A 25,040-nucleotide genomic window follows, 5' to 3' on the forward strand; every position below is an offset into this window, starting at 1 on the left:
CCCCTCCATGTCGCGCATTGGGTCACACTCTTTTGCCCGTGTACCCCACGCTTCGGGGGTAAAACGCACAAAGGCCCTGCACGGTGGCGTCGGCAAGCGCGCGACGCCGTGCAGGGCTATGGGCTCGGTGTTTTAGAACAGGCCGAGAGCCAGGGCAGCGTTGGAGGACATGGAGGAACCCATATGCAGGAACTGCCCCAGAACTTCGTTGATGGATACGAGGATGGAATCGAAAACGTTCATTTTTCTTCTTTCTGTTTTGCCTAGAGCGAGGGATGGGCCCGCGGATGGGACCGCACTATTCACACGTTTAGAACTAACGGGAATTGTAGCGCCGCCGTTACATGAGCGCTGGGTTAGCACTGCGTTCAGAATTATGACACACAAACCACATGCGTCACAGGTTTTGCTACATTAAAAGGGCTATTAAGGCATAGAGTCTTGCTAACACTCCCGCTATGCGGAACGATACCTACTGAGAAGATTCTCTTAACTCGAGGAAGCTAAAAATATGCATACTTTGCGCTCTATCGGCTCCAGCGTCGCAGGCATCGCCATCGCGGCAGGAGTCCTCTCCGCCCCTATCGCCTCCGCCGTCGAGCCGGCCAAGATTCAGGGGGACGCCACCCCATCCACCATCCGCGAGGTAAACCTCACTGACTCGGCAGATCCGGAAAATATCAACTACGCCATCACCACCGAGGGCGAAAACCGCGTGGTAGATATTGCCGGACTAAAGGACAAGGACAAGTGGAAGGGTTATGCCTTCGGCCACAAGAGCGCCCAGGGCAACCACTACGGCAACCACGTCAAGGTCATGACGGCTACCTCCGCCGCCATGGGTGGCCGCGAGGTCCCGCTTGCGGTCATCTCCCCAGACGGCAACTTTGAAAAGAAGCGCCCCACCCTGTACCTACTCAACGGCGCGGGCGGCGCTGAGCAGGGCATGGACTGGATCACCGCCACCGCGAAGCGCGACGTCAACCCAGAGCAAGAGGGCGTGCAGGACATGGTGGATTTCTACACGTCCAAGGACGTCAATGTGGTCATCCCACAGGCCGGTGCCTTCTCCTACTACACTGACTGGGTTTCTACGCCGGATGCCGGCTACCTCAAGGGCCCACAGAAGTGGGAGACCTTCCTGACCAAGGAGCTGCCAGGCGCTCTAGAGGATCATATCGGAGGCAATGGCAAGCGCGGCATCGCTGGCATGTCCATGGCCGCTACCTCCTCCCTGCTGCTGGCGGAGCACAACCCGGGCTTCTACAACGCGGTGGGCTCCTTCTCCGGCTGCGCGGCTACCTCTCGCCCGCTGCCGCGCCTGTACACCCAGCTGACTGTCAACCGCGGCGGCGGCTCGGCCGATCAGATGTGGGGCGCTATGGGCAGTGAGTACAACGTGTACAACGACGCATTGGTCAATGCCACCCCGAAGAATTTGGGCCCATCCGAGACCTACGTCTCCGTGAATAGCGGTTTGGGCGGTGCCAATGACTGGGGCGCTAAGGGATCGTCCACCCTCATCGTGGAGGGCGGCGTCATCGAGGCTGCTATGAGCTCCTGCACCCACGATCTCAAGGCCAAGATGGATTCCCAGGGCATGAAGGCGGATTGGAACTTCCGCAATACCGGCACCCACTCCTGGCCGGGCTGGCGCGATGACATCTTCTCCTCGTGGAAGACCTTCGAGCGTGGCTTTAACAAGGACGCCGCAGAAGCTCCGGCCGAGCCGGAAGTAAAGCCCAACGAGCTTTCCATCGATGCGCCGCAGGCTCAGGAAAATGCGCAGATCAAGGACGCCCCGAGCGCCGCTGACCAGTCCCCTGATAAGGACTTCGTCGAGGGCAAGGAAGCCGAAGCTCCAGAGGCTGCCGGCGCTGCGGAATAAGTAGCGCAGAAGTATAATCAACGAGTTCATTAACTACAGGAAAGAAGCACAATGAAGCGTCTTAGCTCCATCCTGGCCGCCACCGCAGTGTGCGCAGGCTTGGCTAGCGCCCCGATGGCGGGCGCCGCACAGCTCACCCCGCAGCAGGTAGCAGGCAACGCCGCCCAGTCCACCCTGGCCCCACTAGAGGTCACCCCGGAGTTGGAGCAGCAGACCTGGTACCAGAAGTACAAGGACGATCCGCGCGTCGATAAGCTGCAGGCCACCTCCCCGGCTATGAACGGCCGCAAGATTCCGCTGGCTGTCATTCGCGCGACGGATGAGAACCGCCCGACCATCTACCTGCTTAATGGCGCAGGCGGCGCGGAGCAGGACATGGACTGGCTGAAGCTTTCCGATGCCGTGGATTTTTACCACTCCAAGAACGTCAACGTGGTCATCCCGCAGGCTGGTGCCTTCTCCTACTACACCGACTGGGTATCCGAGCCGAACTCCCAGTATCTTAAGGGCCCGCAGAAGTGGGAAACCTTCCTCACCAAGGAACTGCCGGGCGCTATCGAGGGACACATCAAGGCCGATAACCACCGCGCCATCGCGGGTATGTCCATGTCCGCTACCTCCTCCCTGCTACTGGCGGAGCATAACCAAGGCTTCTATGACGCCGTTGGTTCCTACGCCGGCTGTGCGGCTACCGCCTATCCGGTAGAGCACAAGGCCGTTGAGCTCACCGTTAACCGCGGTGGCGCTTCCGCAGAGCAGATGTGGGGCCCCTTCGGTTCCCCCACCAACCGCTATAACGATGCGATGATGAACCACGAGAAGCTGCGCGGCACGGAGCTGTACATCTCCTCCGGTTCCGGTCTGGCCGGCAAGGAGGATACCTTCTCCTATCACGTGGCTCAGGGCACGAACCCTGCGGCGGCCGCGGCAGGCTCCGCTGTCCTGCAGGGTGAGGGCGGTGCCATCGAAGCTGGCGTGAACTACTGCACCCACAACTTCAAGGCCAAGTTGGACCAGGCTGGCATCCCGGCTACCTATAACTTCCGCAATACCGGCACCCACTCCTGGCCGCACTGGATTGCGGACCTCAAGGATTCTTGGCCGGTCTTCGAGCGCGCTTTCAATAAATAAGCTCGTTTCTTTCCGCGGCTAAAAGGGCGGTAGGCTTGCAGCATTATGAAGTTGCTTCCTACCGCCCTTTCGCGTACCCACACTGACCCTTATACCGGCGTGGATTTTAACCTCGGATTTGAGGTGTCCCACTACACGCTGGATCTGACCTACCGCGTGGAGCCCAACTTGCTCCACGGCGAGGCCGTTTTAGCAATCCGAGCGACCGCCGATTTAACGTCTTTGACCTTGGATTTGGGCGGGGCGATGGTGGCCCGTCGCGTGACCGCGAAGGGTGCACCGCGGGTGGCAAAGTTCCGCCAGTCTTCCGGTAAGTTGCGTCTTCGTTTCGCTGCAGAAATCGCCGCCGGTACGGAGTTTGAGCTGGTTATTCGCTATGGCGGTAGCCCTCGCCCCATCCGCACCACCTGGGGCGAGATTGGTTGGGAAGAAACCGAGTCCGGCTCGCTGGTAGCCAGCCAGCCCAATGGCGCGCCGAGCTGGTTCCCCTGCGACGATACACCGTCTGAAAAGGCGCTCTATGACATCATCATTACGGCCGATGATCCCTTTATCGTTGTGTCTAATGGCGACCTCGTCTCCCGCAGGGCGGGCGGCTCCACCACGCGCTGGCATTACCGTACCCGCCAGCCCATGGCCACCTACCTGGCTACGGTGCAGGTAGGTGAGTTTTCCAGCTTTGCCTTGGGCCCTTCCACTCGGGCTTGGGCTCCAGCCACGCTGCGCGAGCGGGTGCTGAATGAATTTGCCCAGCAGCAGGAGATGGTGGACTTCTTTACCTCCATTTATGGCCCCTACCCGTTTGCGGATTACCAGGTGGTCATCACGGAAGATGAGTTGGAGATTCCGCTCGAAGCGCAGGGGCTTTCTATCTTTGGATCCAACCATGTGAAGGGAGACCACGCCTTCGAGCGCCTTATCGCGCATGAGCTTTCCCACCAGTGGTTTGGCAATTCCGTGGGCCTAGGCGAGTGGAAGGATATCTGGCTCAATGAGGGCTTTGCCTGCTACAGCGAGTGGTTATGGGCCGAGCACAAGGGCGAGACCACCGCGCGCGAGGCAGCACGGTCCCACTACAACGTCCTAGGCCGCAAGGCGCAGAACCTCACCGTTTCCGATCCGGGTGCGCGCGATATGTTCGATGACCGCGTGTATAAGCGCGGTGCTTTGACCGTGCACGCCATTCACCGCCTGCTTGGCGACGCCTTCTTTAGCACCCTCCGCAGCTACCTCACCGAGCACCAGCATTCGGTGGTGGAGCCTTCCATGTTGCTAAATTCCTTCCGCGCCGCCGCTCCTGATGCCGCGCTTTTCGACGCCACCGTAGACGCTTGGCTCAACCACACGGCCCTTCCTTCATTCCCGAGTTAGTGGTTTTGGCCCTGCGTTTGTTTGGGGATTGTCTAATCTATTGACCAATCCCTTCTTTCCTGTTGACGGGGTGTTTTATCTAGGTAGAATAGAACATGTAAACGAACAGGAGGGGAGGGATTATGCAGACCACCAAGCACGCGGAGATAGACTCCGCCATCGCCCAAGTTGCCGCCGGGTTAACCCAACTGCGCGCCCTCATGCAGGATCCCTCCGACCTCTCTTTCGAGCTTCTTCACCCTCATTTCGAGCACTTGGAAAGGGCCCTGGGCAACAAGGCCGCTATTGACGCTGCCTTCGCCTTCATCGCGGAGCGCGATGACGCCGGCCGCCGCGTGGGCTCCTCCAAGGCCAAGGACTACCTGACCGCCCGCCTAGGTCTTAGCGAGTCCGAAGCCGCCGCCCGTCTGCGCAATGGGCGCAACCTATTTGCCCCTATCCCCGAACCGGAGCCCACTCCCCCACCTGCTGATCCCGATGCTGATGACGCCACACGCGCACAGGCCGAGGAAGAAGCCCGCCGCCGCGCCGACCGCGAGCGCCGCGAAGAGGAAAAGCGCCGCAAGAAGCTTTTCGAAGAAGAGCCTATCCCTGAGCGCATCCTTAACCTCATCGAGAATGAGCTGCGCAGCCTCAGCAAGTACGCCATCCCCGGCCCAAGCGAGCTGCGCAACCAGGCCCTCGAGCAGGCCAAGCGCCGCTCCTTCGATTCCTTACGCGAGTGGCTGCGTAAGGCAGTTCGCAAGGCGAATAAGCACGCCCTCAATCCTGCCGGCGAGCCCGATCCGCACGCCGCTACCCGCAAGCGGCGCTTTAGCATCTCCCGCCAAGATGCTGACGGCGGTGTGCATATCTCCGGATACCTCGACGCCTCCGCGGCCGCCATCCTTGCCAGTGCCTTTGCTCCCGCCAAAAATAAAGGCAGCGCCGATCTCAGCGCCGAGGATGATACCCGCACTTATGCCCAGCGCATGGCGGACCAATTGACCGCTGCCTTGTCGAGCTACCTTTCTGCCACCCAAAAGGACTCAGCGGGCCTTGGTTCTTTCTTCGTCGCCACCACCTTGGAAGAACTGGAGGCGATGGGCGGCGATACCCGCTTCGCCACCAGCACCGGCATCGAGCTTTCTCCGCTCGATCTCCTCCGCTTGGGTGCCGCGCAGCACGATTTCTTCTGTGCGGTGGATGAGAAGGGCTTTCCCCTCGAACTTGGCCGCACCAAACGCACCGCTTCCCTCTGGCAGAAGCTCGCCCTCGCGGCCTCCGAGCTTGTCTGCACCCACCCCGAGTGCCACCGCCCCTGGCAGGACTGCGATGTCCACCATCTGCAGGCTTGGTCTCACGGTGGCGCCACCGACCTCAAGAACCTCACGCTGCTGTGCCGGCGCCACCACGTAGACAATAACGACTACCGCGATGGCCGCAACGGAATGGGTCACGCCGAGCGAGACCCCGCCACCGGCCGGGTAGGCTACCGGGCCGCGCACGCGAGCGGGCTATCGCCCACAGTAGAGGTCAACGACCACCCTGCCGCGGAACAAGCCCCGGGACGCAGGCTCACGGATCCGCCCTCGCCACCACCGTCTCCGCCGGGCGCGGCCTGACCTCTTGCGCGCGGGCCCGCGGCCTGCCACAGCAGCCCGTCCGACTGCCCTACACTGGATAACCATGCAAACGATGCTCGTCACTGGCGGCGCCGGTTTTATCGGCGCCAATTTCGTGCGCCTCATGCGCCAGGCGCGCCCCGATACCCGCGTTACGGTGCTTGACAAGCTCACTTACGCTGGAAACCGCGCCAACCTCGCCGATCTGGATATTGACTTCGTCGAGGGTGATATCGCCGATTCTGCGACGGTAGAACCGCTCGTCGCTGCCGCCGATGTAGTAGTTCACTTCGCCGCCGAATCCCATAACGACAATTCTTTGCGTGACCCCTCCCCCTTCCTCCACACGAATATCGTGGGCACGTTCACGCTGTTGGAGGCGTGCCGGAAGCACGATACCCGCTTCCACCATGTCTCCACCGACGAGGTTTTCGGTGATCTCGAGATTGGGGCAGAAACCAAGTTTGACGAGAACACCGCCTACGCCCCCTCCAGCCCGTACTCCGCCACCAAGGCAGGTTCTGACCACCTCGTGCGCGCATGGGTGCGTTCTTTTGGGCTGCGCGCCACCATCTCGAATTGCTCCAATAATTATGGGCCGTATCAGCACATCGAGAAGTTCATTCCCCGCCAGATCACCAATATTCTCTCCGGCCGCACGCCCAAGCTTTATGGGACGGGCGAGCAGGTCCGCGATTGGATTCATGTCGATGACCACAACGAGGCAGTGCTCGCCATCCTAGAGCGCGGCCGGATTGGAGAGACCTACGCTATCGGCGCGGATCAGCCAGATATCAGCAATAAGCAGGTCATCGAGCTTATCTGCGAGATCATGGGCCACACCCGCGATGGACGCGCGCTCTATGAGCACGTGGCGGACCGCCCCGGCCATGATCAGCGCTATGCCATGGATGCCACCAAGCTGCGCCGCGAGCTGGGCTGGGCCCCGCGGTTTACGGAAATCCGCGCCGGCCTCCAAGACACCATCGCGTGGTACCGCGATAACGAAGACTGGTGGAAGCCCGAGAAAGAAGACGTAGAGACCCGCTACAAGCAGCAAGGACAGTAGACATGCGCATAACTGAAACCGCCATCCCGGGACTACTCATCATCGACCTCGACGTGCACGGGGACAATCGCGGCTGGTTCAAAGAAAATTGGCAGCGGGAAAAGCTCACCGGTCTCGCGCCCGAACTCGCGAGCTTTCAGCCGGTGCAGAACAATATTTCCTTCAACCACGCCGGCGCTACCCGCGGGCTGCACGCCGAACCTTGGGACAAACTCATCTCGGTGGCGCAGGGCAAGATTTTTGGTGCGTGGTGCGACCTGCGCGAGGGGTCGGAGAGCTTCGGCGAGGTTATTACCCACGAGATTGGGCCGGAGACGGCGGTGTTTGTGCCGCGAGGCGTCGCCAATGGCTTTCAAGCGCTGGAGGATACCTCTTATAGTTACCTGGTCAATGAGCACTGGTCTGCCGAGGCGCGCTATGCCGCGGTGAACCTCGACATCGTGGACTGGCCACTAGAGCCCACCGAGGTTTCTGAGAAAGACAAGCAGCACCCCAGCCTCGAAGAGGTGAGCCCGATGCCCGCCCGGCGCATCCTCGTCACGGGTGCGAATGGGCAGTTGGGGAGGGCGCTGAAGCGCCTGCTTGGCGACGCCGAATTCTGCTCCCACGCCGACTTCGACATCACCAATCCGCCGGAGCGAAATTGGAAGCAGTACTCGACCATCATTAATTGCGCGGCGTACAACGACGTCAACGGCGCCGAAAACGACCGCGCCGCTGCCTGGGCCGTCAACGCGGAAGGGCCGGCAAAGCTGGCACGCATCGCCGCAGAAAACCAGATCACGCTGGTGCATGTCTCGAGCGACTATATCTTCGATGGGGCGAACGAAGTCCACACCGAGGCGGAGTTGCCGTCGCCGCTCAGTGCGTACGGGGCGTCGAAAGCCGCGGGTGATACCGCAGCACAGACCGCGCCGCAGCACTACGTCATTCGCACCTCGTGGGTCTTTGGCGATGGGGAAAATTTCATGTCCACCATGCGCCGGCTGGCTAATAAGGGCGTGGAGCCGAAGGTCATCCATGACCAGCGTGGCCGCCCCACGTTTGCCGAGGACCTAGCCAAGGGCATCGTGCACCTGCTCAAGTCCGACGCGGACTACGGCGTGTATAACCTATCCAATTCGGGCGATACCGTGGGCCGCGATGAGATTGCCATGGCGGTATTCATCGGGCTCGGCCACGATCCGTCCGAGGTCACTCCAGTGACGACCGAGCAGTACCGTGAGATCGCGGGGCCCGAGGCGCCGCGACCTAAGGAATCGACGTTTGCGCTGGATAAAATCGAGGCCACCGGTTTCAAGCCGCAGAATTGGCGCGCCGCGCTGGCCCTGTACCTGGCGCTCTACCCGGAGGATTAAATGAAGGGCATCATCTTAGCCGGCGGTTCCGGCACGCGGCTCTACCCGATTACCAAGGGCATCTCGAAACAACTCATGCCCATCTATGACAAGCCGATGATTTACTATCCGCTGACCACGCTCATCCAGGCGGGGATTCGGGAAATCCTCATCATCACCACCCCGGAGGATGCGGGTGCCTTCCAACGCCTCTTTGGTGACGGCTCCCAGCTCGGACTCATGATCGATTATGCGGTCCAGCCGCGGCCGGAGGGACTCGCGCAGGCCTTCTTGATTGGCGAGGATTTTATTGGAGACGATAGCGTCGCACTGGTGCTCGGCGATAATATCTTCCACGGCTTCGGCGGCGAGCTCACCCACTGCCAGGATCCGGAGGGTGGCATCATTTTTGCTTACGAGGTCTCGGATCCGCAGCGCTACGGCGTGGTGGAATTCGACGCTGCGGGGCATGCGCTCAGCATCGAAGAGAAGCCGGAGGTCCCGCGCTCAAATCACGCGGTGGTGGGCTTGTATTTCTATGACAACTCCGTCGTGGACATTGCCAAGGGCATCCAGCCCAGCGGCCGCGGCGAATTGGAAATCACGGCCGTCAATGAGGAGTACCTGCGCCGCGACGAGCTGAATGTTCAGCGGCTGCACCGCGGTAGCGTCTGGCTCGATACCGGCACGGTGGACTCTATGAGTGAGGCTTCTGCCTATGTTGAGGTGATGCAAAAGCGCACCGGGATCGTTATCGGATCGCCCGAGGTTGCTGCCTATGAGGCGGGCTTTATCGACGGCGCCCAGCTAGAAGCACTCGCCGAGCCGCTGCTTAAGTCCGGCTACGGCGAGTACCTGCGGGCGTGCTAACAGCTAGTAACCGCGCTCGATGTATTCGTCGAGGCGTGCGGCCTCGGCACCCACCGTGGTGGCGTCGCCATGCCCCGGCAGGACCTTGGTGTCCTCCGGCAGGGTGAAGACCACGTTCTTCAGCGACTCGATGATCACATCGAAGTCGGAGTACTTGCGGCCAGTGGCACCAGGGCCGCCATTGAAGAGCGTATCGCCCGACAGAAGCGTCTCGCCCACGTGCAGCACCACGCAGCCCGGCGAGTGGCCTGGGGTGTGGTAGACCGTGATTTTCTCGCCGCCGATATCGAATTGACCGCGATCCGCCAGCGGCGTATATGGGGCATCGCCGTTGGATTCCTGCCACAGCATGTCATCGTCCGGGTGCAGATAAACCTCGGTATCGAAGCGCTTGGCGGCCTCGGGGGCGAGCTCGCAGTGGTCATTGTGCGCGTGGGTGAGCAGGATGCCTTCCACGTGGCGATCACCTACCAGCTCCGCTACGGCATCGAGATCGTGAGAGGGATCCACCACATAAACATTGGAGTCATCGCCCACGACGTAGACGTTATTATCCACGTCCCACTCGCCGCCGTCGAGGCGGAACTTGCCAGAAGTAACCGTGCTATCGATGCGCATTAGAACTCCACCACCGAACGCAGGACCTTGCCGGACTTCATGGTGGCGAAGGCCTGCTCGACGTCGTCAAGCGCAATGCGCTCGGAAACGAACTTTTCTAGCGGGAAATTGCCGGCCTTGGATAGCGCTACATAAGCGGGGAAATCGCGCTCCGGGAGGCAATCGCCGTACCACGCTGGCTTGATGGAACCGCCGCGGCCGTAGAGGTCGATGGCGGGAATGTCCACGTGGTCGGTGAGGTTTGGCACGCCCACCATGATCATGCGGCCGGCGTGGTCGCGGGAGTAGAAGGCCTGGCGCCAGGTGGGCTGGATACCCACGGCGTCGATGGAAACATCGGTACCGAAGCCGCCGGTGAGCTCGCGGACGGCGTCGATGACTTCCTGTTCCGACAGGTCCTTGGAGCAGATAGTATCGGTCGCGCCGAATTCGCGGGCGGTTTCCAGCTTGGATTCGTCAATGTCCACGGCGATGATCTTTGCCGCGGCTGCCAGCTTGGCACCCGCAATGGCGGCCATTCCGACGCCGCCGCAGCCGAAGACGGCTACGGACTCGCCGAGCTGGATGTCACCGGTATTCACGGCTGCGCCGAGGCCCGCCATGATGCCGCAGCCCAACAAGCCTGCAGCGGCTGGGTCAGTGTCTTCCACCTTGGTGCACTGGCCCTCGTGGACCAGGGTCTTTTCCGCGAAGGAACCGATGCCCAGCGCAGGAGTGAGCTCGGTGCCGTCCTCGAGGGTCATCTTCTTCGAGGCGTTGTGGGTATTGAAGCAGTACTTTGGCTCGCCCTTCTTGCAAGCGCGGCACTCGCCGCATACGGCGCGCCAATTCAAAATGACGAAGTCGCCCTCCTCCACGTGGGTGACCGCAGAACCTACGGTCTCCACCACGCCTGCGGCCTCGTGGCCGAGCAGGAACGGGAAGGCGTCTTCAATATCGCCATCGCGGTAAGCAAGGTCGGTGTGGCATACGCCGCAGGCCTGCACGCGCACGATGACGTCATTAGGGCCGGGGTCGGGGACAACAATATTGACGGTTTCGACTTCCGCGCCCTTGGAACGGGCAATAACAGCTTTTACAGTCATGCGCCCGAGCGTACCGATATTTTCAAAATCGGCACATTAATGAAAATATTTTTTAAGAGCGGGCGATGACGTTGGCCGTATGCTCGTGGCCGCGCTGGTTCATGTGGATGGGCAGGTTGCCGTCACCACCAGTAAAGTCCACCAGACCAGCCCACATGCGCTGGTTTGCATCGGCGCACATGCCGTTATTGCGGGTGGAAGGTTTCATATCCAAGAACTGCACGCCAGTGCGTGCCGCCAGGTCCACCTGCATCCACTGTGCCTTATTCTCAAAGTCCTGGATTGGCGGCAGGAAGGTGGAGTCGGCCGGGCGCGGACCGAAGTGGAAGAGGCAGTAGTACGGGCCAGAACCAATGGTGGGGTAGCCAACGATCTGGACGCGGGCGTTCGGGGCCGCGCGCTTGATGCGTTCGATTTGTGGGGCGGTGCGGTCCGCGAACTGCTTGCGAATCTGCGGCAGGTTGAGCTCGCGGTGGTTATAGGTGTCGTTGAAACCGGTAGTAATAACCACGCGGTTAGTAGCCGGGCTCAGCGCGCCGGTACGGATGGCCGCATCCACCTGCTGGAAAATCTGCGGGCCGCGAGACATGGACACGGCACCGGAGCAGGAGAAATCACGCACCGGAAGGCGCAGCTTGGCACCGGCACGCTTGGCGTAGTTATTGGAGGTAGGGCAATCCACGCCCACACCCTTAGAGGGATCGAAACGGTGAGCAAAGTAGGAGCCGGCATCTGGATCCGCGAGGACGGAATCGCCGAAGGCTACTAGGTTGCGCTCCGCGGCGGTGGCCTGCGGCGCGACTGCCACGCCTACGACGGCCAGCGCGGACGCCACCACGGAGAGGACTTTGAGCTGCAGAGATTTCATGAGATCCTTTTCTAGAAACACCAGTAACTTCAGGTAACTGTAGTCACTTCTGTAATTTCGAGTTGGCGGCAACACCGCGCGCCTCTCTCACGATATCGTCCATGGTTACCTTTTTGTTATCTTCGCTTTTTGGAGCTACCCCAACCGTGAATTTTTCTGATTTCACATTCCACGGAGCAGCCCTCCGCCGGTTCGTGCCGGCACTTTATAACGCCGGACTCATCAGCCACCAAGGCGGCGTTAAGGCCCAGCTCAACCTGCTGCCGAACCTGGCCCGCTACCGCTTTACCACCGCACGCGAGATCGAGCAGGGCTACCTTGCCTGTCCGGAGCGCTTGGCGCTTATCGACGACGACGGCACCCTCACCTACCGCCAGCTGCGCACCCACGCCTAGGGCTTCGCCCGCTACCTCCGCTCGCTGGACCTGCCCGAGATTCGCCTCGGCGTCATGGCGCGCAACGGCCGCGGCATCATCATTCCGCTCGGCGCCAAGGGCTATGTGGGCGCTTCTATTTACCTGCTCAACGTGGGCTCCTCCCCGGAGCAGCTGGCCGGCTGCATTGAGGAAAACGGCATCAATGTGCTCGTCGTGGATGATGAATTCATCGACCGCGTGGACACCGATATCCCCGTAATCATCGCGCACGATACCGGGGCTAGCGAGCTGCCGAAGTTAGACAAGATTGTGAAGAATCCACCGGCCGTGGAGCTGCCGCGCTTCCCCAAGCACGGCCCGATCGTGCTCATGTCCTCCGGCACCACCGGCATTCCGAAGGGCATTGTGCGGCCGGAACCGACCCTGCCGGTAGTGCTGGCCTCCATCGTGGATACCATTCCATGGCGCGCCGACCAGCGCCTGCAGATCACCGCCTCCATCTTCCACACCTGGGGATGGGCCTGCATCAATATCGCACTCGGACTGCGCAATACCATCGTCACCCGCCGCGTATTCGACGCGGAGCAGGTGCTTGACGATGTCCAGCGCTACCGCCTCGATGGCATGATTTCCTCCCCCATCTTCTTTAAGCGCCTAGTGGAGCGGGACCCAGCCGGTGAGTTCGATACCTCGAGCCTGAAATTCATCGCCTCGGCCGGCAATGCGCTGACTCCGGAGGTGGTCAAGGAGACCAATGAGCGCTTCGGCGCCATCCTATGCAACGTATACGGATCCACTGAGCTCGCGCTCGCGACGACCGCCACCATGGATCAGGTGGCCGCCAACCCCACCATCGCCGGGCGCGTGGCCTCGAGCACGAAGCTGCGCATCCTCGATAAGGAGGGCCACCCGGTTCCGCGCGGCGAGGTGGGAGAGATCTACCTGACCAACTCCACTGCGATGACCGGCTATACCAACCCGAACCTGCGGCTCAATAAGGTGGACGGGCTCATTTCCATCGGCGATTTGGGCTACATCGATGAGCACGACTTCTTGCACGTGGTCGGCCGCGCCGATGACATGATCATCGTCGGCGGCGAGAATGTTCACCCGCAATCCGTTACCGAGGTCCTCGAAGCTATGCCCGGCATCCACGAGGTCCATGCCGGTGGCGTGGAAGATGGCGAAACCTTCCAGCGCATCGCCGTGTGGGCGGTGCCTACTGCCGACGCCACCGGAAAGGCCCTCACGGCCGACGCCATCCGCGAGTGGGTCCGCACCAAGCTCGCCGATCATTCCGTGCCGCGCGATGTGCACTTCCTGTCCCAGCTGCCACGCAATGCGACCGGCAAGGTGGTCCCTCGCCTGCTGAAAAACCACGGAGACGCTTAAGCCACGTGCTGCCCCCAAAACAGCGAAAGGCCGCAGGCTAGATAACCTGCGGCCACTGTGGAGCCGCCTGCGAGAATCGAACTCGCGACCTTTTCATTACGAGTGAAATGCTCTACCGACTGAGCTAAGGCGGCACGCTGCTTGGCATATGCCAGTGCAGCAAGAGAAAGTTTAACCTAGGGGCGCCGCGGAATAGAAATCGGCCCCCGACTACGCACCCGCTTATAGGCACGCGCGACGCAGTCGGCCCACCAACCCGTCGAAGGCAATCTGCGTGCCGACGTTTTGTGTGAGCTGCTCGCGGCACAACGTGATGGCGGCCTGGCAGTCCAGCAGACCTTCCTCACTCACGCGTTGCGCTAGCTCGCCAGAAAGACCGGCGAAGTCCGGGTGGGTCAGGTCCACCTGCGCGCCAACTTTCTGCATGAGCGCATCGCGGTACACACCGGAGAGATCGATAAGAACTAAGTCCAAGTTGTCGATAACTCGGCGTTTCGCTCGCTTCTTGTGTTGGTCCTGCAGATCCTTAATGGCGGATCGGGCATCGCGCTGCGCTTTAGCCGCGCCTTTGCCCTTCGCACCTACGCCGAGGGTCTGCTCCAGCTTCGCCAGCTCGGCCTCTTCTTGTTCCTTATGCGATTCTTTCGCTTCCGAATCGACCAATTTCAGCAGCGAGGTGACCGCCTGGAAGCCTTGGGAGCCGTGGAAGACCTCTTCTGCCAGGTTGATGGCCACCGCGCGGCGCTTTTGTACCGCCGGGTCGTTGACGAGGCGTCGCGCCCTGCCGACGTGGCGGAGGGAGGTGAGGGCGGCCAAGTGGGCGTCGTGATCCGAGGCGCCCTCGCTGACCAGCTGGGCGGTAATGCTCTCTACGGACGGGGAAGGAATGTAGAGGTGGCGGCAGCGCGAGCGGAGGGTCTGGGAGAAGTCCTCGGGGGCGTCGGAAGGAGCGCACATGATGATCACTGTGCGCGCCGGCGGTTCTTCCACGGTCTTGAGCAGGGCATTCGCACCGTTATTATTGAGGCGGTCGGCATTGTTGAAGATCACTACGCGCCAGGGCGCCACCGTGGGCAGGCTCGCGGCGCGGCCGATGACCTCGCGCACCGTATCCACCGGAATGATGACTTCCTGCGGGTCCACCAGCACCAAGTCAGTATGCTGCTTCGCATCCAGCACCGCCTGGCAGGCCTCGCACCGGCCGCAGCCCGGCTCTTCCGGGTCCGTGCACATGAGTGCGGCAGCAAAATCGAGGGCGGCCAGGGATCGGCCGGAGCCCGGCGGGCCGGTAAATAGCCAGGAATGGCTCATTGCCCGCGGGTCTGCCCCCGCTATCCCCCGAGCTGCCCGAGCGGCATCCAGAATGGTGCGGGCCACACCTGGGGCATCTGCCAATCTTTGCGCAACGCTTCCGGTATTCACTCGCCCTAGCCTACTGGTCTTACTAAAGTATGAAGACATGAACAGACTACTGCGCGGCGCACGATGGCTCATGGGAACCCAATGGCCGGTCTACGCTGCCTTAGTCCTCGGTGCGAACCTCATCGGTGCCATCGCGATCATGACATTCGTCCTCTATTTCCTTCCCATGCCGGAAATCGAGGACTTTGCCGCCAAGCTACCGAGCTTGATGGGTGTCGCCGCGGTGTACCTCATCTTCGCCGTGATTATCGGAATTGCCGTTACCCTGCTGCTCTTCCGCCCGGTGCTGGACTGGCAGCGCAACCCAGACGAACACGATCCGAATATGGTGCGCAACCTCGTGCTGCGCATCCCCGTCTACCAAGCCGCAGTAGCGGCCGCGGTATGGCTCATCGGCATCGTTTTGGCCGTGGTCATTTCCGCGCGGGAGTCCGGCAGATTGGGGCTTGTCGTAGGCGTATCCGCTACCCTGGCTGGCTTGGTGGTTATCATCCTGACCTACCTGCAGGCAGAGCGCCTCGTGCGCCCGGTTGCCGCCCAGGCGGTGGCACGGCGCTTTGAGGATTCCACGCTCGAGCCACCCATCAAATACCGCCTGATATCCACCTGGCTGATGACTTCCGGCGTGCCGCTCATCGGCATCCTCCTGGTCTTGATTGCCCAGCTGACCGGGCTTTTCCCGGGATCCGCCGGCGCTCTTGTTCCCGCCATCACCGCCCTGGCGCTTACCGCCCTGGCTACCGGTTTTATCGGCACCAGTTTTGCGGTGATGAGCGTCGTGGACCCGATTGTGGAGCTACAAAACGCTATCAATCGGGTGCGCCGCGGTGAGACCAATGCCGAGGTCGATATCTATGACGGATCCGAGCTAGGCGTGCTGCAGGCCGGTTTTAATGAAATGATGCGTGGCCTGCGGGAGCGCAACCGCGTGCGCGATATTTTCGGCCGCTACGTCGGCAGCGAGGTGGCCCAACGTGCGTTGGAGGAGCGCCCAGAATTAGGAGGCGAGGATCGCAAAGTGGCGGTGCTTTTTATTGACGTTATTGGATCCACCACCTTCGCCGTTAACCACTCCCCCGAAGAAGTTGTGGAGGAGCTCAATAAGTTCTTCGAGCACGTCGTCAAGGTGGTGCACCGCAATAAAGGAATTATTAATAAATTCCAGGGCGATGCAGCCCTCGCTGTTTTTGGCGCTCCCCTCAACGTTTATGATTCCACCTCCATGGCCCTGCAGGCCGCCCGCGAGCTGCGCAGTGAATTGCGCGGACTCGAGTTGCAAGCCGGCATCGGCGTGGCCGCGGGGCACGTTGTCGCCGGGCACATCGGCGGCGCCGATCGCTTTGAATATACCGTCATCGGTGATGCCGTCAACGAGGCCGCGCGCCTGACCGAGCTGGCCAAGGACACCCCGGGCCAAGTGCTCACCAATGCCGCCACGCTCAAAACCGCTAACGAAGCTGAGCAGGCCCGCTGGACTATGATGAAATCCATTGAGCTGCGCGGCCGTCACCGCATGACCCAGCTGGCTCGCCCTATCCGCGCTACCCTGGCAGAACGTTCCGAGGTATAAAGAGGTTTTTAAGTGAGCTCAGCTCCCCGGCCCCGCATGATCGTGCCCGATGTGGCGCGCGGCATGGCCCTTCTAGGCATCGCCATGGCCAATATGACCACGGCGTGGATCATCACCACCGACCGGCCAGCAAGTTATTTCAGCGGCATCATCGATGGCAGCGTGTGGGATAAGGCGGCCGTCGTCTTCGCCGCCTTCTTTGTCCACAACCGCGGCCTGCCCATGTTTTCCACCCTGCTGGGTTTTGGCGTGGGGCTCATCGCGCTGAGTCTGTGGCGGCGCGGGTTTCCGGTGCAGGGGGCGCGCAGGGTCATCGCCAAGCGCTATGCCTTCTTGGCAGTGATGGGAGCGGCGCACATGGTGCTGCTGTTTTGGGGCGACATCATGTTCTTCTATGGCGTGGCCGGAATCGTGATTGCATTCCTGCTGCGCAAGCGGGATTCCTCCCTCATGCGCGTGGCCTATATTCTATTCGCACTATGCGCGCTGGGCGGGATTGTGGCCTTCATTTCCGGCGCGCTGGATCCCCTCGGCGTGGTGGCCACGGAGGGCATCGGCACCATCGAGTCCTACCCCGATTTGCTGCTCAGCCAGCTTGTCACCCTAGGCAGCCAGGCCTTGGCCACGCCGATCATTTTATTGATGTACCTGCCCGTCATGCTGGTGGGCTTTGTGTGGGCGCGCCAAGGCGTGCTTGCCGACGTCCCTTCCCACCGCCCCACCCTCCTGCGCTGGGTGGCCGTCGCGGTGGTCATTACCGTGGTTATCGGTACCTTGTGGTCTTTGAGCACGCTTGGGGTCATCGAGCAGCGCTGGGCGAATGCAGCCAATAATGCCAACTCTTTCCTCGGCGTCTTCACTGGCCCCGGCATCCTGGCCGGGCTCGCGTTGGTGCTGCAGCCAGTACAGGAGCGACTTTCGGCCGGGGCACCGCTGCCCGCAGTGTTATGGCCCTTTGCGGCGCTGGGCAAGCGCTCCATGAGCGGCTATGTGGGGCAGTCCATCCTCTTTTTCTGCCTCGTGCACCCGTTTATGCTGAACTTCGGTCACGAGCTGGGGGCCTTCGGCCAAGCGGTGATGGCCTTCGCGGTATGGTTGGCCACTCTCATCTTCGCCTGCGTGCTGGAGGCCTGCGGCCGCCGCGGCCCCTTCGAGGCGGTGCACCGCCGCCTTTCCTATGGTCCGACGATGCAGCCGCAGTTACCGGGTGCGGTGAAGGCCGTCAATCAGCAGCAGATGGCCGATAACTAGGGCGCCGGCTTCGGCCGCGCGCACTAGCCGCGCCTTGTGTTTGCGCTGCTTCAGCGCCACACGCAAGGCGGTTAGCCCCTCGGCCGCGACGAGCACATTAGCGCCGTGACTCATGCCCTTGCCGGCGTCGGTGCGCAGCACTGGATCGCCCGCCAATGCCGAGGTGGCAAGCACGGCCGCGCCACCCACCGCGACTGCGGCGGACGTCGGCTGGCTACGGGTAGCGGCAACGCCCGCACCCCATGCGGCCGCGCGCAGGCCCCAACCTAAGGCATCGTTGCGCGCGCCGCGGCGATACAGGCCCCATGCATAGGCGGCGTGGTTCGCCGTTAAAGCCGCCACGCCCAGCACCGAAGGATGGGTCAGGGTGCGGGCCTTTTCCACTTGGGCAATGATCCCGGCTAGGACACCTGCGCCAACGGCGGGGTCTTCGCGGACCGAGGCGATAAGCTGCGGCTGTGCGCTGATATCGGATACGGCGCGCCGCAGGGCCGCAGCGCCTTCCTGGGTGCGGGCAAGGAAATCGTTCATGCCCGCTACCTTACGCGGTTATTTCTTGCGCGAGCCGGCCTTTACCACGTTCTTCGTGCCGGGCGATGGTTTCTTGGTTGCCTTCTTGCCGGCCTTCTTCGTGGACTTTTTGGTGGCCTTCTTAGTCGCCTTCTTCTTGGTCGTCTTCTTAGAGGACTTCTTGGTGGACTTCTTCTTGGTTTCGCCGGATGCTTCCTTGGCGCGGCGCTCGGAGAGGAGCTCGTTCGCGCGGGCGTCGGTAAGCTGCTCCGGGTCATCACCGCGGCGCAGGGAGGCATTGGTAGTGCCGTCGGTGACGTACGGGCCGAAGCGGCCATCCTTGACGGTCATGGGCTTGCCGGAGACGTCATTATCGCCTAGCTGCTTGATCGGCGGCTGGGCCGCGGCGCGGCCGCGACGCTTCGGTTCGGCATAGATGCGGCGGGCCTCGTCCAAGGTGATGGTGAAGATCTGCTCTTCCTTGGCCAAAGAGCGCGAATCGGTCCCCTTCTTCAAGTACGGGCCGTAGCGGCCATTTTGGGCGGTGATCATCACGCCGTCATCCTCGCCCACCTCGCGCGGCAGGGACAGCAGCTGGAGGGCTTCTTCGAGAGTCACCGTAGAGGGTTCCATCGAGCTAAACAGTGAGGCCGTACCCGGCTTCAGCTTATTCTCGATGTACTCCTTGACGCGCTTTTCCTTCTGCTTTGCGGCCGTCTTGGTCTCCCAATTCTTGGCGCGCTTGCCCTCCTCGGCGCGTTGCTTATCTTCCTCGGCCCGCTCTTTGGCGACGACCTCTTCGGCCTCGCCCTCGGCCTTCTCCCGCTCATCATCGCGGACAACCTCGGTGACATACGGGCCGAAGCGGCCCTCCTTAGCCACAATCATGCGTCCATTTGCCGGGTTTTCACCCAGTTCGCGGCCGCCCTGTGGGGTGGCAAAGAGTTTTTCCGCCAGCTCCTCGTTCAAGCCGTCCGGAGTGACGGTTTCAGAGAGGTTGGCGCGCTGGTACTCGATGCTGCCGTCGTCATTGGTGCCGACGGCGCGCTCGATATACGGGCCATAGCGGCCCACACGGACGAAGACATCGCGGCCCTCGGTATCGGTGTAAAGGCGCAGGGAGTTGACCTTGCGGGCATCGATGGCTTCTAGGTTGACGTCGATAAGCGATTTCAAGCCACCGTGGCGGGCGATGGAGGCTGCCTTTTGCTCGTTGGCCTCGGCGTTGCCGAAATAAAAGCCATTGAGCCAGGCGGTGCCGTCCTCGATACCGGTAGCAATCTGGTCCAGCTCATCCTCCATAGAAGAGGTGAAGTCATAGTCGACCAGCTCGGTGAAGTTCTCCTCCAACAGTCCCACGACGGCAAAGGCAACCCACGATGGCACCAGCGCATTGCCGCGCGAGACCACATAGCCGCGGTCCTGGATGGTCTTGATAATGGACGCATACGTGGACGGGCGGCCGATACCCAAGTCCTCCATTTTCTTGACCAAGCTGGCCTCGGTATAGCGCGCCGGCGGGTTGGTGGAGTGGCCCTCGGCGGAGACCTCCTTGGCGTTCAGGGCGCGACCCTCTTCCAAATGTGGCAGGTGGGTCTCGCCCTTCTTGTCACCCTTGGCGTCATCTGCGCCATAGGCCTTCAGGAAGCCCGGGAAGGTAATGGTGCGGCCGGTGGCGGAGAATTCCACGTCATAGCTACCATTATCCGTGGTGGCGGTGCCGGCCACGGTGACCTTCATGGAGGTTCCCTTGACATCGGCCATCTGGGAGGCGACGGTGCGCTTCCAAATCAGGTCATAGAGCTTAAACTCCTCCGCATCCAACTGGCCGGAAAGCTGGCCCGGGGTGGCGAAGGTCTCGCCAGCCGGGCGGATGGCCTCGTGGGCTTCTTGGGAGTTTTTCACCTTGCGGTCATAAACACGCGGGGAATCAGAAACGTACTCTGCGCCATAGATGCTGGTGGCGGAGTTGCGCGCAGCTGATAGGCCCTGCTTGGACAGCGAAGTGGAGTCAGTACGCATATAAGTAATGTGGCCGTTTTCGTACAGGCGCTGCGCAATGCGCATGGTGCGCTCGGAGGTAAAGTGCAGGCGGCGGCCGGCCTCCTGCTGCAGCGTAGAGGTCATAAACGGCGCATAAGGCTTGCGCGTATAAGGCTTGTGCTCGACACCAGCGACCTGCATGTCCGCGCCGCTCAGTGCGGTTTCTAGCGCCTTGGCCTGCGGCTCGGTGATGACGATGACGTCTTTGCTCTTCACGTTTCCGCGGTCATCAAAGTCGCGGCCCAGGGCCACGCGCTTGCTATTGACGGCTGTGAGTCGGGCGTCGAACGTAGCGGGATTATCCGCATCCGCAGCGCCGGTATCTAGCGTGGCGGCTAGATCCCAATAATCCGCGGGGATGAACGCCATGCGCTCGCGCTCGCGCTCGACGATGACGCGGGTAGCCACCGACTGCACGCGGCCTGCAGAAAGCCGCGGCATGACCTTCTTCCACAGCACTGGGGAGACCTCGTAGCCGTAGAGGCGGTCCAGGATGCGGCGGGTTTCCTGGGCGTCGATAAGGTTGTAATCCAGATCGCGCGTATTATCCGCAGCTTCCAGGATGGCCGATTTGGTGATCTCGTTGAACACCATGCGGCGCACCGGAACCTTGGGCTTTAAGACCTCAAGCAGGTGCCAGGCGATGGCCTCGCCCTCGCGGTCGGGGTCTGTCGCGAGGTAGAGCTGATCGCACTGCTTCAGCTTGGATTTTAGGTCCGCGACTTTCTTCTTCTTATCGGGGCTCACCACATATAGCGGGGCGAAGTCGTCCTCTGGGTTCACGCCAAGGCGCGCCCAGGATTCCTTCTTATACTTAGCCGGTACGTCCGCAGCGCCGCGGGGAAGATCGCGGATGTGGCCTACGGAGGCCTCCACGATGTACTTATCTCCGAGGTAAGGCTGAATCTTCTTCGCCTTCGTCGCCGACTCGACGATCACCAAGGTCTTTCCCGGCCCGGCTGCTTCTGCCACTTCGACTTCATCCCTTTCGATGATGCGAACAATAAGGTATGCACGCTTTCAGCAATCGCCCCTAGCGTACACAGTTGATCTGTGTTTCCTTTCTCGCACCATATACGCGGTTCTGCCAAAAGGTCGTTTTCAGGGGCACTATGTACCCCCACGGAACGGGTCTATACTGGCCTACTTAGAATGCCCAGTAACTGTGAAAGCATTGTGGGGCACGATAGCACACCTAAGCCGACACCCGGGGAGGATTCATGGTCGACACAATCACTATGTGGATCGAAACCGTCATGTCCACAGAGTGGATCTACCCGCTGGTCGCCGCGCTGATATTTGGTGACTGCTTCTTCCCCGTCCTGCCGTCAGAAATCCCGCTCAATATGGCCGGCGCCTGGTCCGGCTCGCAGGGCTTCCCCCACCTGCCCACCATGTTCTTCGTGGCGCTCATCGCCGCCATGATGGGCGATAATCTCTGTTTCCTGCTAGGCACGCGGTTTATGCCCTTGCTTAAGCGCGTGCCAAAGGGATCTAAGGCCTACGAAGGGCTGAACTGGGTCAAGCGAAATATGCGCCGCGGCGGAGGGGCCGCCATTATTATCGCCCGCTTCATCCCTTCAGCACGCTTGTTTATGACCATCCTGCTGGGGTCCATGAGGTTCCCGTGGATCGTCTTTGTTTTCTTCGACACCATCGGCGTCGCCCTCTGGGCTGGCGAGGCGCTGGCCATTGGTTATCTCGGCGGCATGGCCTTTTCTAATTCGCCAGTACTCGCCGTGGTGGTCAGCATCATCGCCGCCATCATCATCGGCGTAGGCCTGCAGAAGCTGCAGAATAAGTTCACCGAGTGGTGGGATACCCGCCGCGGCTACGCGGAGACGCCGTAGCGGGGAGAACAGGCCGCCTAGATGACGGACACGGACTGAGCCTGATCGCCCTTCGGCCCGGTGCCTACCTCGAAGGTAACCTGCTGGTTTTCCTCTAGGGTGCGAAAACCGCTGCCCTGAATCTCGGAGTAGTGGACGAAGATATCGCCGGCGCCATCCGCGCGCTCGATAAAGCCGTAGCCCTTTTCAGAGTTAAACCACTTAACGGTTCCTTGTGCCATGGTGTGCAGTCCTTTTCTTGCTTATCGGTGCAGCGATTCCGCACCAAGGGGGTTCGGTAAATGCGTCCTTTAGCAGTACCTTAAAGTGTAAACACCGCACCAAGACATCATTGGCCTTATATCAGTGTGACACGTTCCACGCCAAAGCGATAGACCAAACCCACGAGGGGGTAAAAATTGTCTCACCCGGAAACAGATAATCCCCTGGGAACAGAGCTCCTCGAATTCATCCAGCGCCGCCTCGATGAGTCCACTCTCACCTTTCACACCACCCTGCCCCCTCAGCGCGCCCAGTATGCGCAGTGGCCGGAGTGGGTACTGCCGCAGTTGCGGGAGAAGCTGGTAGAAGGGGGCGTCGGCAAGCTGTATCGGCACCAGGCTGAACTCGCACAGGCCGCCTGGGAAGGCGAGGATGCGGTGATTGCTACCGGCACTTCTTCAGGAAAATCCCTGGGCTACCAGCTGCCCATTTTGAGCCGGCTGGCGCAGGAGCCGACCGCTTGCGCGCTGTATCTCACCCCCACTAAGGCGCTGGGTTCGGATCAGCTGCAGGCGGTGCTGGAGCTATGCCGGGGGATTCCGGCGCTCAAGACCGTGGTGCCCGCGCCCTATGACGGCGATACGCCGCAGGAATCCCGCGCGGGCGTACGCGATCATTCGCGGTTCATTTTTTCCAACCCGGATATGGTGCATATGTCCCTGCTGGCGGCGCATGCCCGGTGGGCGCGACTGCTGCGGCACCTGGAATTCATCGTCATCGATGAATGCCATTCCTACCGGGGCGTATTCGGCGCCAATGTGGCGCTCGTGTTGCGGCGGCTGCTGCGCTTGTGCGCGCACTATGGCTCGCGGCCGACGGTTATCTATGCCTCGGCCACCATGAAGGACCCGGGCCGGCATGCACAGCGCCTCACCGGCCGGCCGGCCCGCGCAATTACGGAGGACACCGCCCCCACCGGTGCGCGCACCGTAGCCCTGTGGGAGCCAGGCTTCATCGAGGGCGCCGAGGGTGAGCACGGGGCGCCGGTGCGCCGCGCCGCCACCACCGAAGCTGCCGAGATGATGGCCTCTTTCATCGCCGAGGGTGCGCGCACCATGACCTTCGTGCGTTCGCGCCGCTCGGCCGAGGTGGTGGCCATGCGTGCGGCCGAGGTGCTCTCCGGTAGTTTGGGCCGGCCCGATTTTGCCCAGCGCATCGCCGCCTACCGCGCGGGTTACCTGGCCGAGGACCGCCGTGCATTAGAGCGCGCGCTTGACGACGCCTCCTTGCTCGGCGTCGCCACCACTTCCGCGCTCGAGCTGGGCATCGACGTCGGTGGGCTCGATGCCGTGGTCACGGCCGGCTTCCCGGGGACCGTCGCCAGTTTTTGGCAGCAGGCCGGGCGCGCCGGCCGCCGCGGGCAGGGCTCGCTCGTAGTACTCATCGCCCGCGATGAGCCGATGGATACCTATCTGGTCCACCATCCCGAGGCGCTGCTGGGCAAGCCGGTGGAGGCCAGCGTATTCAATCCGGCCAATCCCTATATCCTCTTCGGCCATGTCTACTGCGCTGCGGTAGAAAAACCACTGGATGATGCCACGATTGCTGCCTGGGGCGCCCAGGATGTGGTCCACCAGCTGGCCGAATCTGGCCTGCTGCGCCGCCGCGAGCGAGGGTGGTTCGCCGTACCCATCCCTGCCCATTCACCGGAGGAGCTCTCTCCCGAAACGGCGCATACCACGGTCTCCCTGCGCGGCGGGGCCGGCGAGGAAGTGATGATCGTGGATTCTTCCGACGGCCGCCTGCTCGGCACCATCGATGCCACTCGCGCCACCAGTCAGGTGCACCCCGGCGCGGTGTACCTGCACCAAGGCGAAAGCTTTGTCATCGAGGAACTCATCCTCAGCGATTACCTGGCGCTCGCCCGCCCAGAGACCCCGGATTATTCGACGACCCCGCGCTCCACCACGGATATCCGCATCCTGCGCGAGGCCGATAACCTGGTCAATTATTCCCCGGGCCTGTGGGTAGCCGACGTGGAGGTAGAGGTCACCGATCGCGTCACCGGTTACCAAGTGCGGCTTGCCGATGGCACCATTGGTGACGACATCCCCCTCGATCTCCCCGAACAGCGCCTGGTTACCCGAGCCGTGGCCTATACCATCGATCCGCTGGCACTTTCCGCCATGGGCGTGACGGCCTCCGATACGCCCGGCACCCTACACGCGGCCGAGCACGCCGCCATCGGCTTACTGCCGCTTATCGCCACCTGCGACCGCTGGGATATCGGCGGCGTATCCACCGCACTGCACCCCGATACGCAGCTGCCCACCGTTTTTGTCTATGACGGCCATCCGGGCGGTGCCGGCTTTGCTGAAGAAGGCTTCCGCCGCTTCCCCGAATGGATAGAGGCCACCTTCGAGGCGGTGCGCTCGTGTCCTTGCGAATCCGGTTGCCCGTCGTGCGTGCAATCACCGAAGTGCGGCAACGGAAATAATCCGCTCAGCAAAGATGGTGCTATCAAGCTACTCGGCGCGCTGGTCACCATGACGCAGGGCTAGCCGCGCTGCCTCCTTCCGCTGG

General features: G+C 61.7%; 18 protein-coding genes, 1 tRNA gene and 1 pseudogene. 12 read left to right on the plus strand and 8 right to left on the minus strand.

Annotated features, from left to right (window positions below):
- Positions 1–511 precede the first annotated feature (511 nt).
- The 7 genes from MHK05_RS03250 (at position 512) to rfbA (ending at position 9,270) form a co-directional block, all read left to right on the plus strand.
- Positions 512–1,888: an alpha/beta hydrolase gene (locus tag MHK05_RS03250; RefSeq protein ID WP_023020446.1), complete on the plus strand. Its 1,377-nt coding sequence runs from the start codon at positions 512–514 to the stop codon at positions 1,886–1,888.
- Positions 1,889–1,939: 51 nt separating this feature from the next.
- Entirely contained in the window at positions 1,940–3,019 is a 1,080-nt protein-coding gene (locus MHK05_RS03255; RefSeq protein WP_023020445.1) for an alpha/beta hydrolase, read from the plus strand.
- Between the two features lie 45 nt (positions 3,020–3,064).
- Positions 3,065–4,390 carry a M1 family metallopeptidase gene (locus MHK05_RS03260; RefSeq protein WP_239204793.1) on the plus strand — a complete coding sequence of 442 codons (1,326 nt, stop codon included), beginning with the start codon at positions 3,065–3,067 and terminating at the stop codon, positions 4,388–4,390.
- A gap of 122 nt (positions 4,391–4,512) precedes the next feature.
- Positions 4,513–5,994: an HNH endonuclease signature motif containing protein gene (locus MHK05_RS03265; RefSeq protein ID WP_239204795.1), complete on the plus strand. Its 1,482-nt coding sequence runs from the start codon at positions 4,513–4,515 to the stop codon at positions 5,992–5,994.
- A 73-nt stretch (positions 5,995–6,067) separates the two neighbouring features.
- Positions 6,068–7,063: a dTDP-glucose 4,6-dehydratase gene (gene rfbB / locus MHK05_RS03270; protein ID WP_239204877.1), complete on the plus strand. Its 996-nt coding sequence runs from the start codon at positions 6,068–6,070 to the stop codon at positions 7,061–7,063.
- Positions 7,064–7,065: 2 nt separating this feature from the next.
- On the plus strand, positions 7,066–8,421 hold the full coding sequence (locus MHK05_RS03275) for a sugar nucleotide-binding protein (protein WP_239204797.1): 1,356 nt from the start codon (positions 7,066–7,068) through the stop codon (positions 8,419–8,421).
- Positions 8,422–9,270: a glucose-1-phosphate thymidylyltransferase RfbA gene (rfbA, locus tag MHK05_RS03280; RefSeq protein ID WP_239204799.1), complete on the plus strand. Its 849-nt coding sequence runs from the start codon at positions 8,422–8,424 to the stop codon at positions 9,268–9,270.
- 3 nt (positions 9,271–9,273) lie between these two features.
- Here the strand turns inward: rfbA and MHK05_RS03285 are convergent, their stop codons facing one another.
- The 3 genes from MHK05_RS03285 to MHK05_RS03295 are packed head-to-tail and all read right to left on the minus strand — an operon-like array spanning position 9,274 to position 11,841.
- Entirely contained in the window at positions 9,274–9,888 is a 615-nt protein-coding gene (locus MHK05_RS03285) for an MBL fold metallo-hydrolase (RefSeq protein WP_023020439.1), read from the minus strand.
- Positions 9,888–10,973, minus strand: coding sequence for an S-(hydroxymethyl)mycothiol dehydrogenase (locus MHK05_RS03290; protein ID WP_239204801.1), 1,086 nt, complete (start codon positions 10,971–10,973; stop codon positions 9,888–9,890). The genes MHK05_RS03285 and MHK05_RS03290 overlap by 1 nt, the downstream gene beginning before the upstream one ends.
- Before the next feature lie 52 nt (positions 10,974–11,025).
- Positions 11,026–11,841 (minus strand): GDSL-type esterase/lipase family protein, encoded by an 816-nt coding sequence (locus tag MHK05_RS03295; protein WP_239204803.1) that lies wholly within the window; start codon positions 11,839–11,841, stop codon positions 11,026–11,028.
- Positions 11,842–11,942: 101 nt separating this feature from the next.
- Between MHK05_RS03295 and MHK05_RS03300 the strand changes: the two are divergent.
- A pseudogene (locus MHK05_RS03300) lies at positions 11,943–13,610 on the plus strand (class I adenylate-forming enzyme family protein).
- Positions 13,611–13,668: 58 nt separating this feature from the next.
- Here MHK05_RS03300 and MHK05_RS03305 read toward each other — a convergent pair.
- Together MHK05_RS03305 and MHK05_RS03310 are read right to left on the minus strand one after the other, a co-directional pair.
- Positions 13,669–13,744 (minus strand) — tRNA-Thr (locus MHK05_RS03305).
- Between the two features lie 88 nt (positions 13,745–13,832).
- The gene (locus MHK05_RS03310; RefSeq protein WP_411338782.1) at positions 13,833–15,032 is read right to left on the minus strand and encodes a DNA polymerase III subunit delta'; all 1,200 of its coding nucleotides are present in this window, start codon (positions 15,030–15,032) and stop codon (positions 13,833–13,835) included.
- A 37-nt stretch (positions 15,033–15,069) separates the two neighbouring features.
- Between MHK05_RS03310 and MHK05_RS03315 the strand changes: the two genes are divergently transcribed.
- On the plus strand, positions 15,070–16,602 hold the full coding sequence (locus tag MHK05_RS03315; RefSeq protein WP_239204807.1) for an adenylate/guanylate cyclase domain-containing protein: 1,533 nt from the start codon (positions 15,070–15,072) through the stop codon (positions 16,600–16,602).
- Positions 16,603–16,614: 12 nt separating this feature from the next.
- A complete protein-coding gene (locus tag MHK05_RS03320) occupies positions 16,615–17,853 on the plus strand; it encodes a DUF418 domain-containing protein (RefSeq protein ID WP_239204809.1) in 1,239 nt (412 codons plus the stop codon).
- Here the strand turns inward: MHK05_RS03320 and MHK05_RS03325 are convergent.
- Positions 17,803–18,384: a hypothetical protein gene (locus MHK05_RS03325; protein ID WP_239204811.1), complete on the minus strand. Its 582-nt coding sequence runs from the start codon at positions 18,382–18,384 to the stop codon at positions 17,803–17,805. The genes MHK05_RS03320 and MHK05_RS03325 overlap by 51 nt on opposite strands.
- Before the next feature lie 18 nt (positions 18,385–18,402).
- The gene (gene topA / locus MHK05_RS03330; RefSeq protein ID WP_239204813.1) at positions 18,403–21,378 is read right to left on the minus strand and encodes a type I DNA topoisomerase; all 2,976 of its coding nucleotides are present in this window, start codon (positions 21,376–21,378) and stop codon (positions 18,403–18,405) included.
- 248 nt (positions 21,379–21,626) lie between these two features.
- Here topA and MHK05_RS03335 point away from each other — a divergent pair, with 248 nt between their 5' ends.
- Entirely contained in the window at positions 21,627–22,256 is a 630-nt protein-coding gene (locus MHK05_RS03335) for a DedA family protein (RefSeq protein ID WP_023020430.1), read from the plus strand.
- 17 nt (positions 22,257–22,273) lie between these two features.
- On the opposite strand, the gene MHK05_RS03340 is transcribed toward MHK05_RS03335, so the two are convergent.
- Positions 22,274–22,477 carry a cold-shock protein gene (locus MHK05_RS03340; RefSeq protein WP_086588724.1) on the minus strand — a complete coding sequence of 68 codons (204 nt, stop codon included), beginning with the start codon at positions 22,475–22,477 and terminating at the stop codon, positions 22,274–22,276.
- Positions 22,478–22,654: 177 nt separating this feature from the next.
- Between MHK05_RS03340 and sftH the strand changes: the two genes are divergently transcribed.
- Positions 22,655–25,018 (plus strand): DNA 3'-5' helicase SftH, encoded by a 2,364-nt coding sequence (gene sftH, locus MHK05_RS03345; protein ID WP_239204815.1) that lies wholly within the window; start codon positions 22,655–22,657, stop codon positions 25,016–25,018.
- The last annotated feature ends 22 nt before the right edge of the window (positions 25,019–25,040 follow it).

Origin of the sequence: Corynebacterium nasorum, assembly GCF_022347325.1 — a bacterium.
GTDB classification, from domain to species: Bacteria; Actinomycetota; Actinomycetes; order Mycobacteriales; family Mycobacteriaceae; genus Corynebacterium; species Corynebacterium kefirresidentii.

Bases quoted from the DNA above. Each gene is read 5' to 3' on its own strand.
- MHK05_RS03250 (WP_023020446.1), top strand. From the start codon at position 512: ATGCATACTTTGCGCTCTATCGGCTCCAGCGTCGCAGGCATCGCCATC.
- MHK05_RS03255 (WP_023020445.1), top strand. From the start codon at position 1,940: ATGAAGCGTCTTAGCTCCATCCTGGCCGCCACCGCAGTGTGCGCAGGC.
- MHK05_RS03260 (WP_239204793.1), top strand. From the start codon at position 3,065: ATGAAGTTGCTTCCTACCGCCCTTTCGCGTACCCACACTGACCCTTAT.
- MHK05_RS03265 (WP_239204795.1), top strand. From the start codon at position 4,513: ATGCAGACCACCAAGCACGCGGAGATAGACTCCGCCATCGCCCAAGTT.
- rfbB (WP_239204877.1), top strand. From the start codon at position 6,068: ATGCTCGTCACTGGCGGCGCCGGTTTTATCGGCGCCAATTTCGTGCGC.
- MHK05_RS03275 (WP_239204797.1), top strand. From the start codon at position 7,066: ATGCGCATAACTGAAACCGCCATCCCGGGACTACTCATCATCGACCTC.
- rfbA (WP_239204799.1), top strand. From the start codon at position 8,422: ATGAAGGGCATCATCTTAGCCGGCGGTTCCGGCACGCGGCTCTACCCG.
- MHK05_RS03285 (WP_023020439.1), bottom strand. From the start codon at position 9,888: ATGCGCATCGATAGCACGGTTACTTCTGGCAAGTTCCGCCTCGACGGC.
- MHK05_RS03290 (WP_239204801.1), bottom strand. From the start codon at position 10,973: ATGACTGTAAAAGCTGTTATTGCCCGTTCCAAGGGCGCGGAAGTCGAA.
- MHK05_RS03295 (WP_239204803.1), bottom strand. From the start codon at position 11,841: ATGAAATCTCTGCAGCTCAAAGTCCTCTCCGTGGTGGCGTCCGCGCTG.
- MHK05_RS03315 (WP_239204807.1), top strand. From the start codon at position 15,070: ATGAACAGACTACTGCGCGGCGCACGATGGCTCATGGGAACCCAATGG.
- MHK05_RS03325 (WP_239204811.1), bottom strand. From the start codon at position 18,384: ATGAACGATTTCCTTGCCCGCACCCAGGAAGGCGCTGCGGCCCTGCGG.
- MHK05_RS03335 (WP_023020430.1), top strand. From the start codon at position 21,627: ATGGTCGACACAATCACTATGTGGATCGAAACCGTCATGTCCACAGAG.
- MHK05_RS03340 (WP_086588724.1), bottom strand. From the start codon at position 22,477: ATGGCACAAGGAACCGTTAAGTGGTTTAACTCTGAAAAGGGCTACGGC.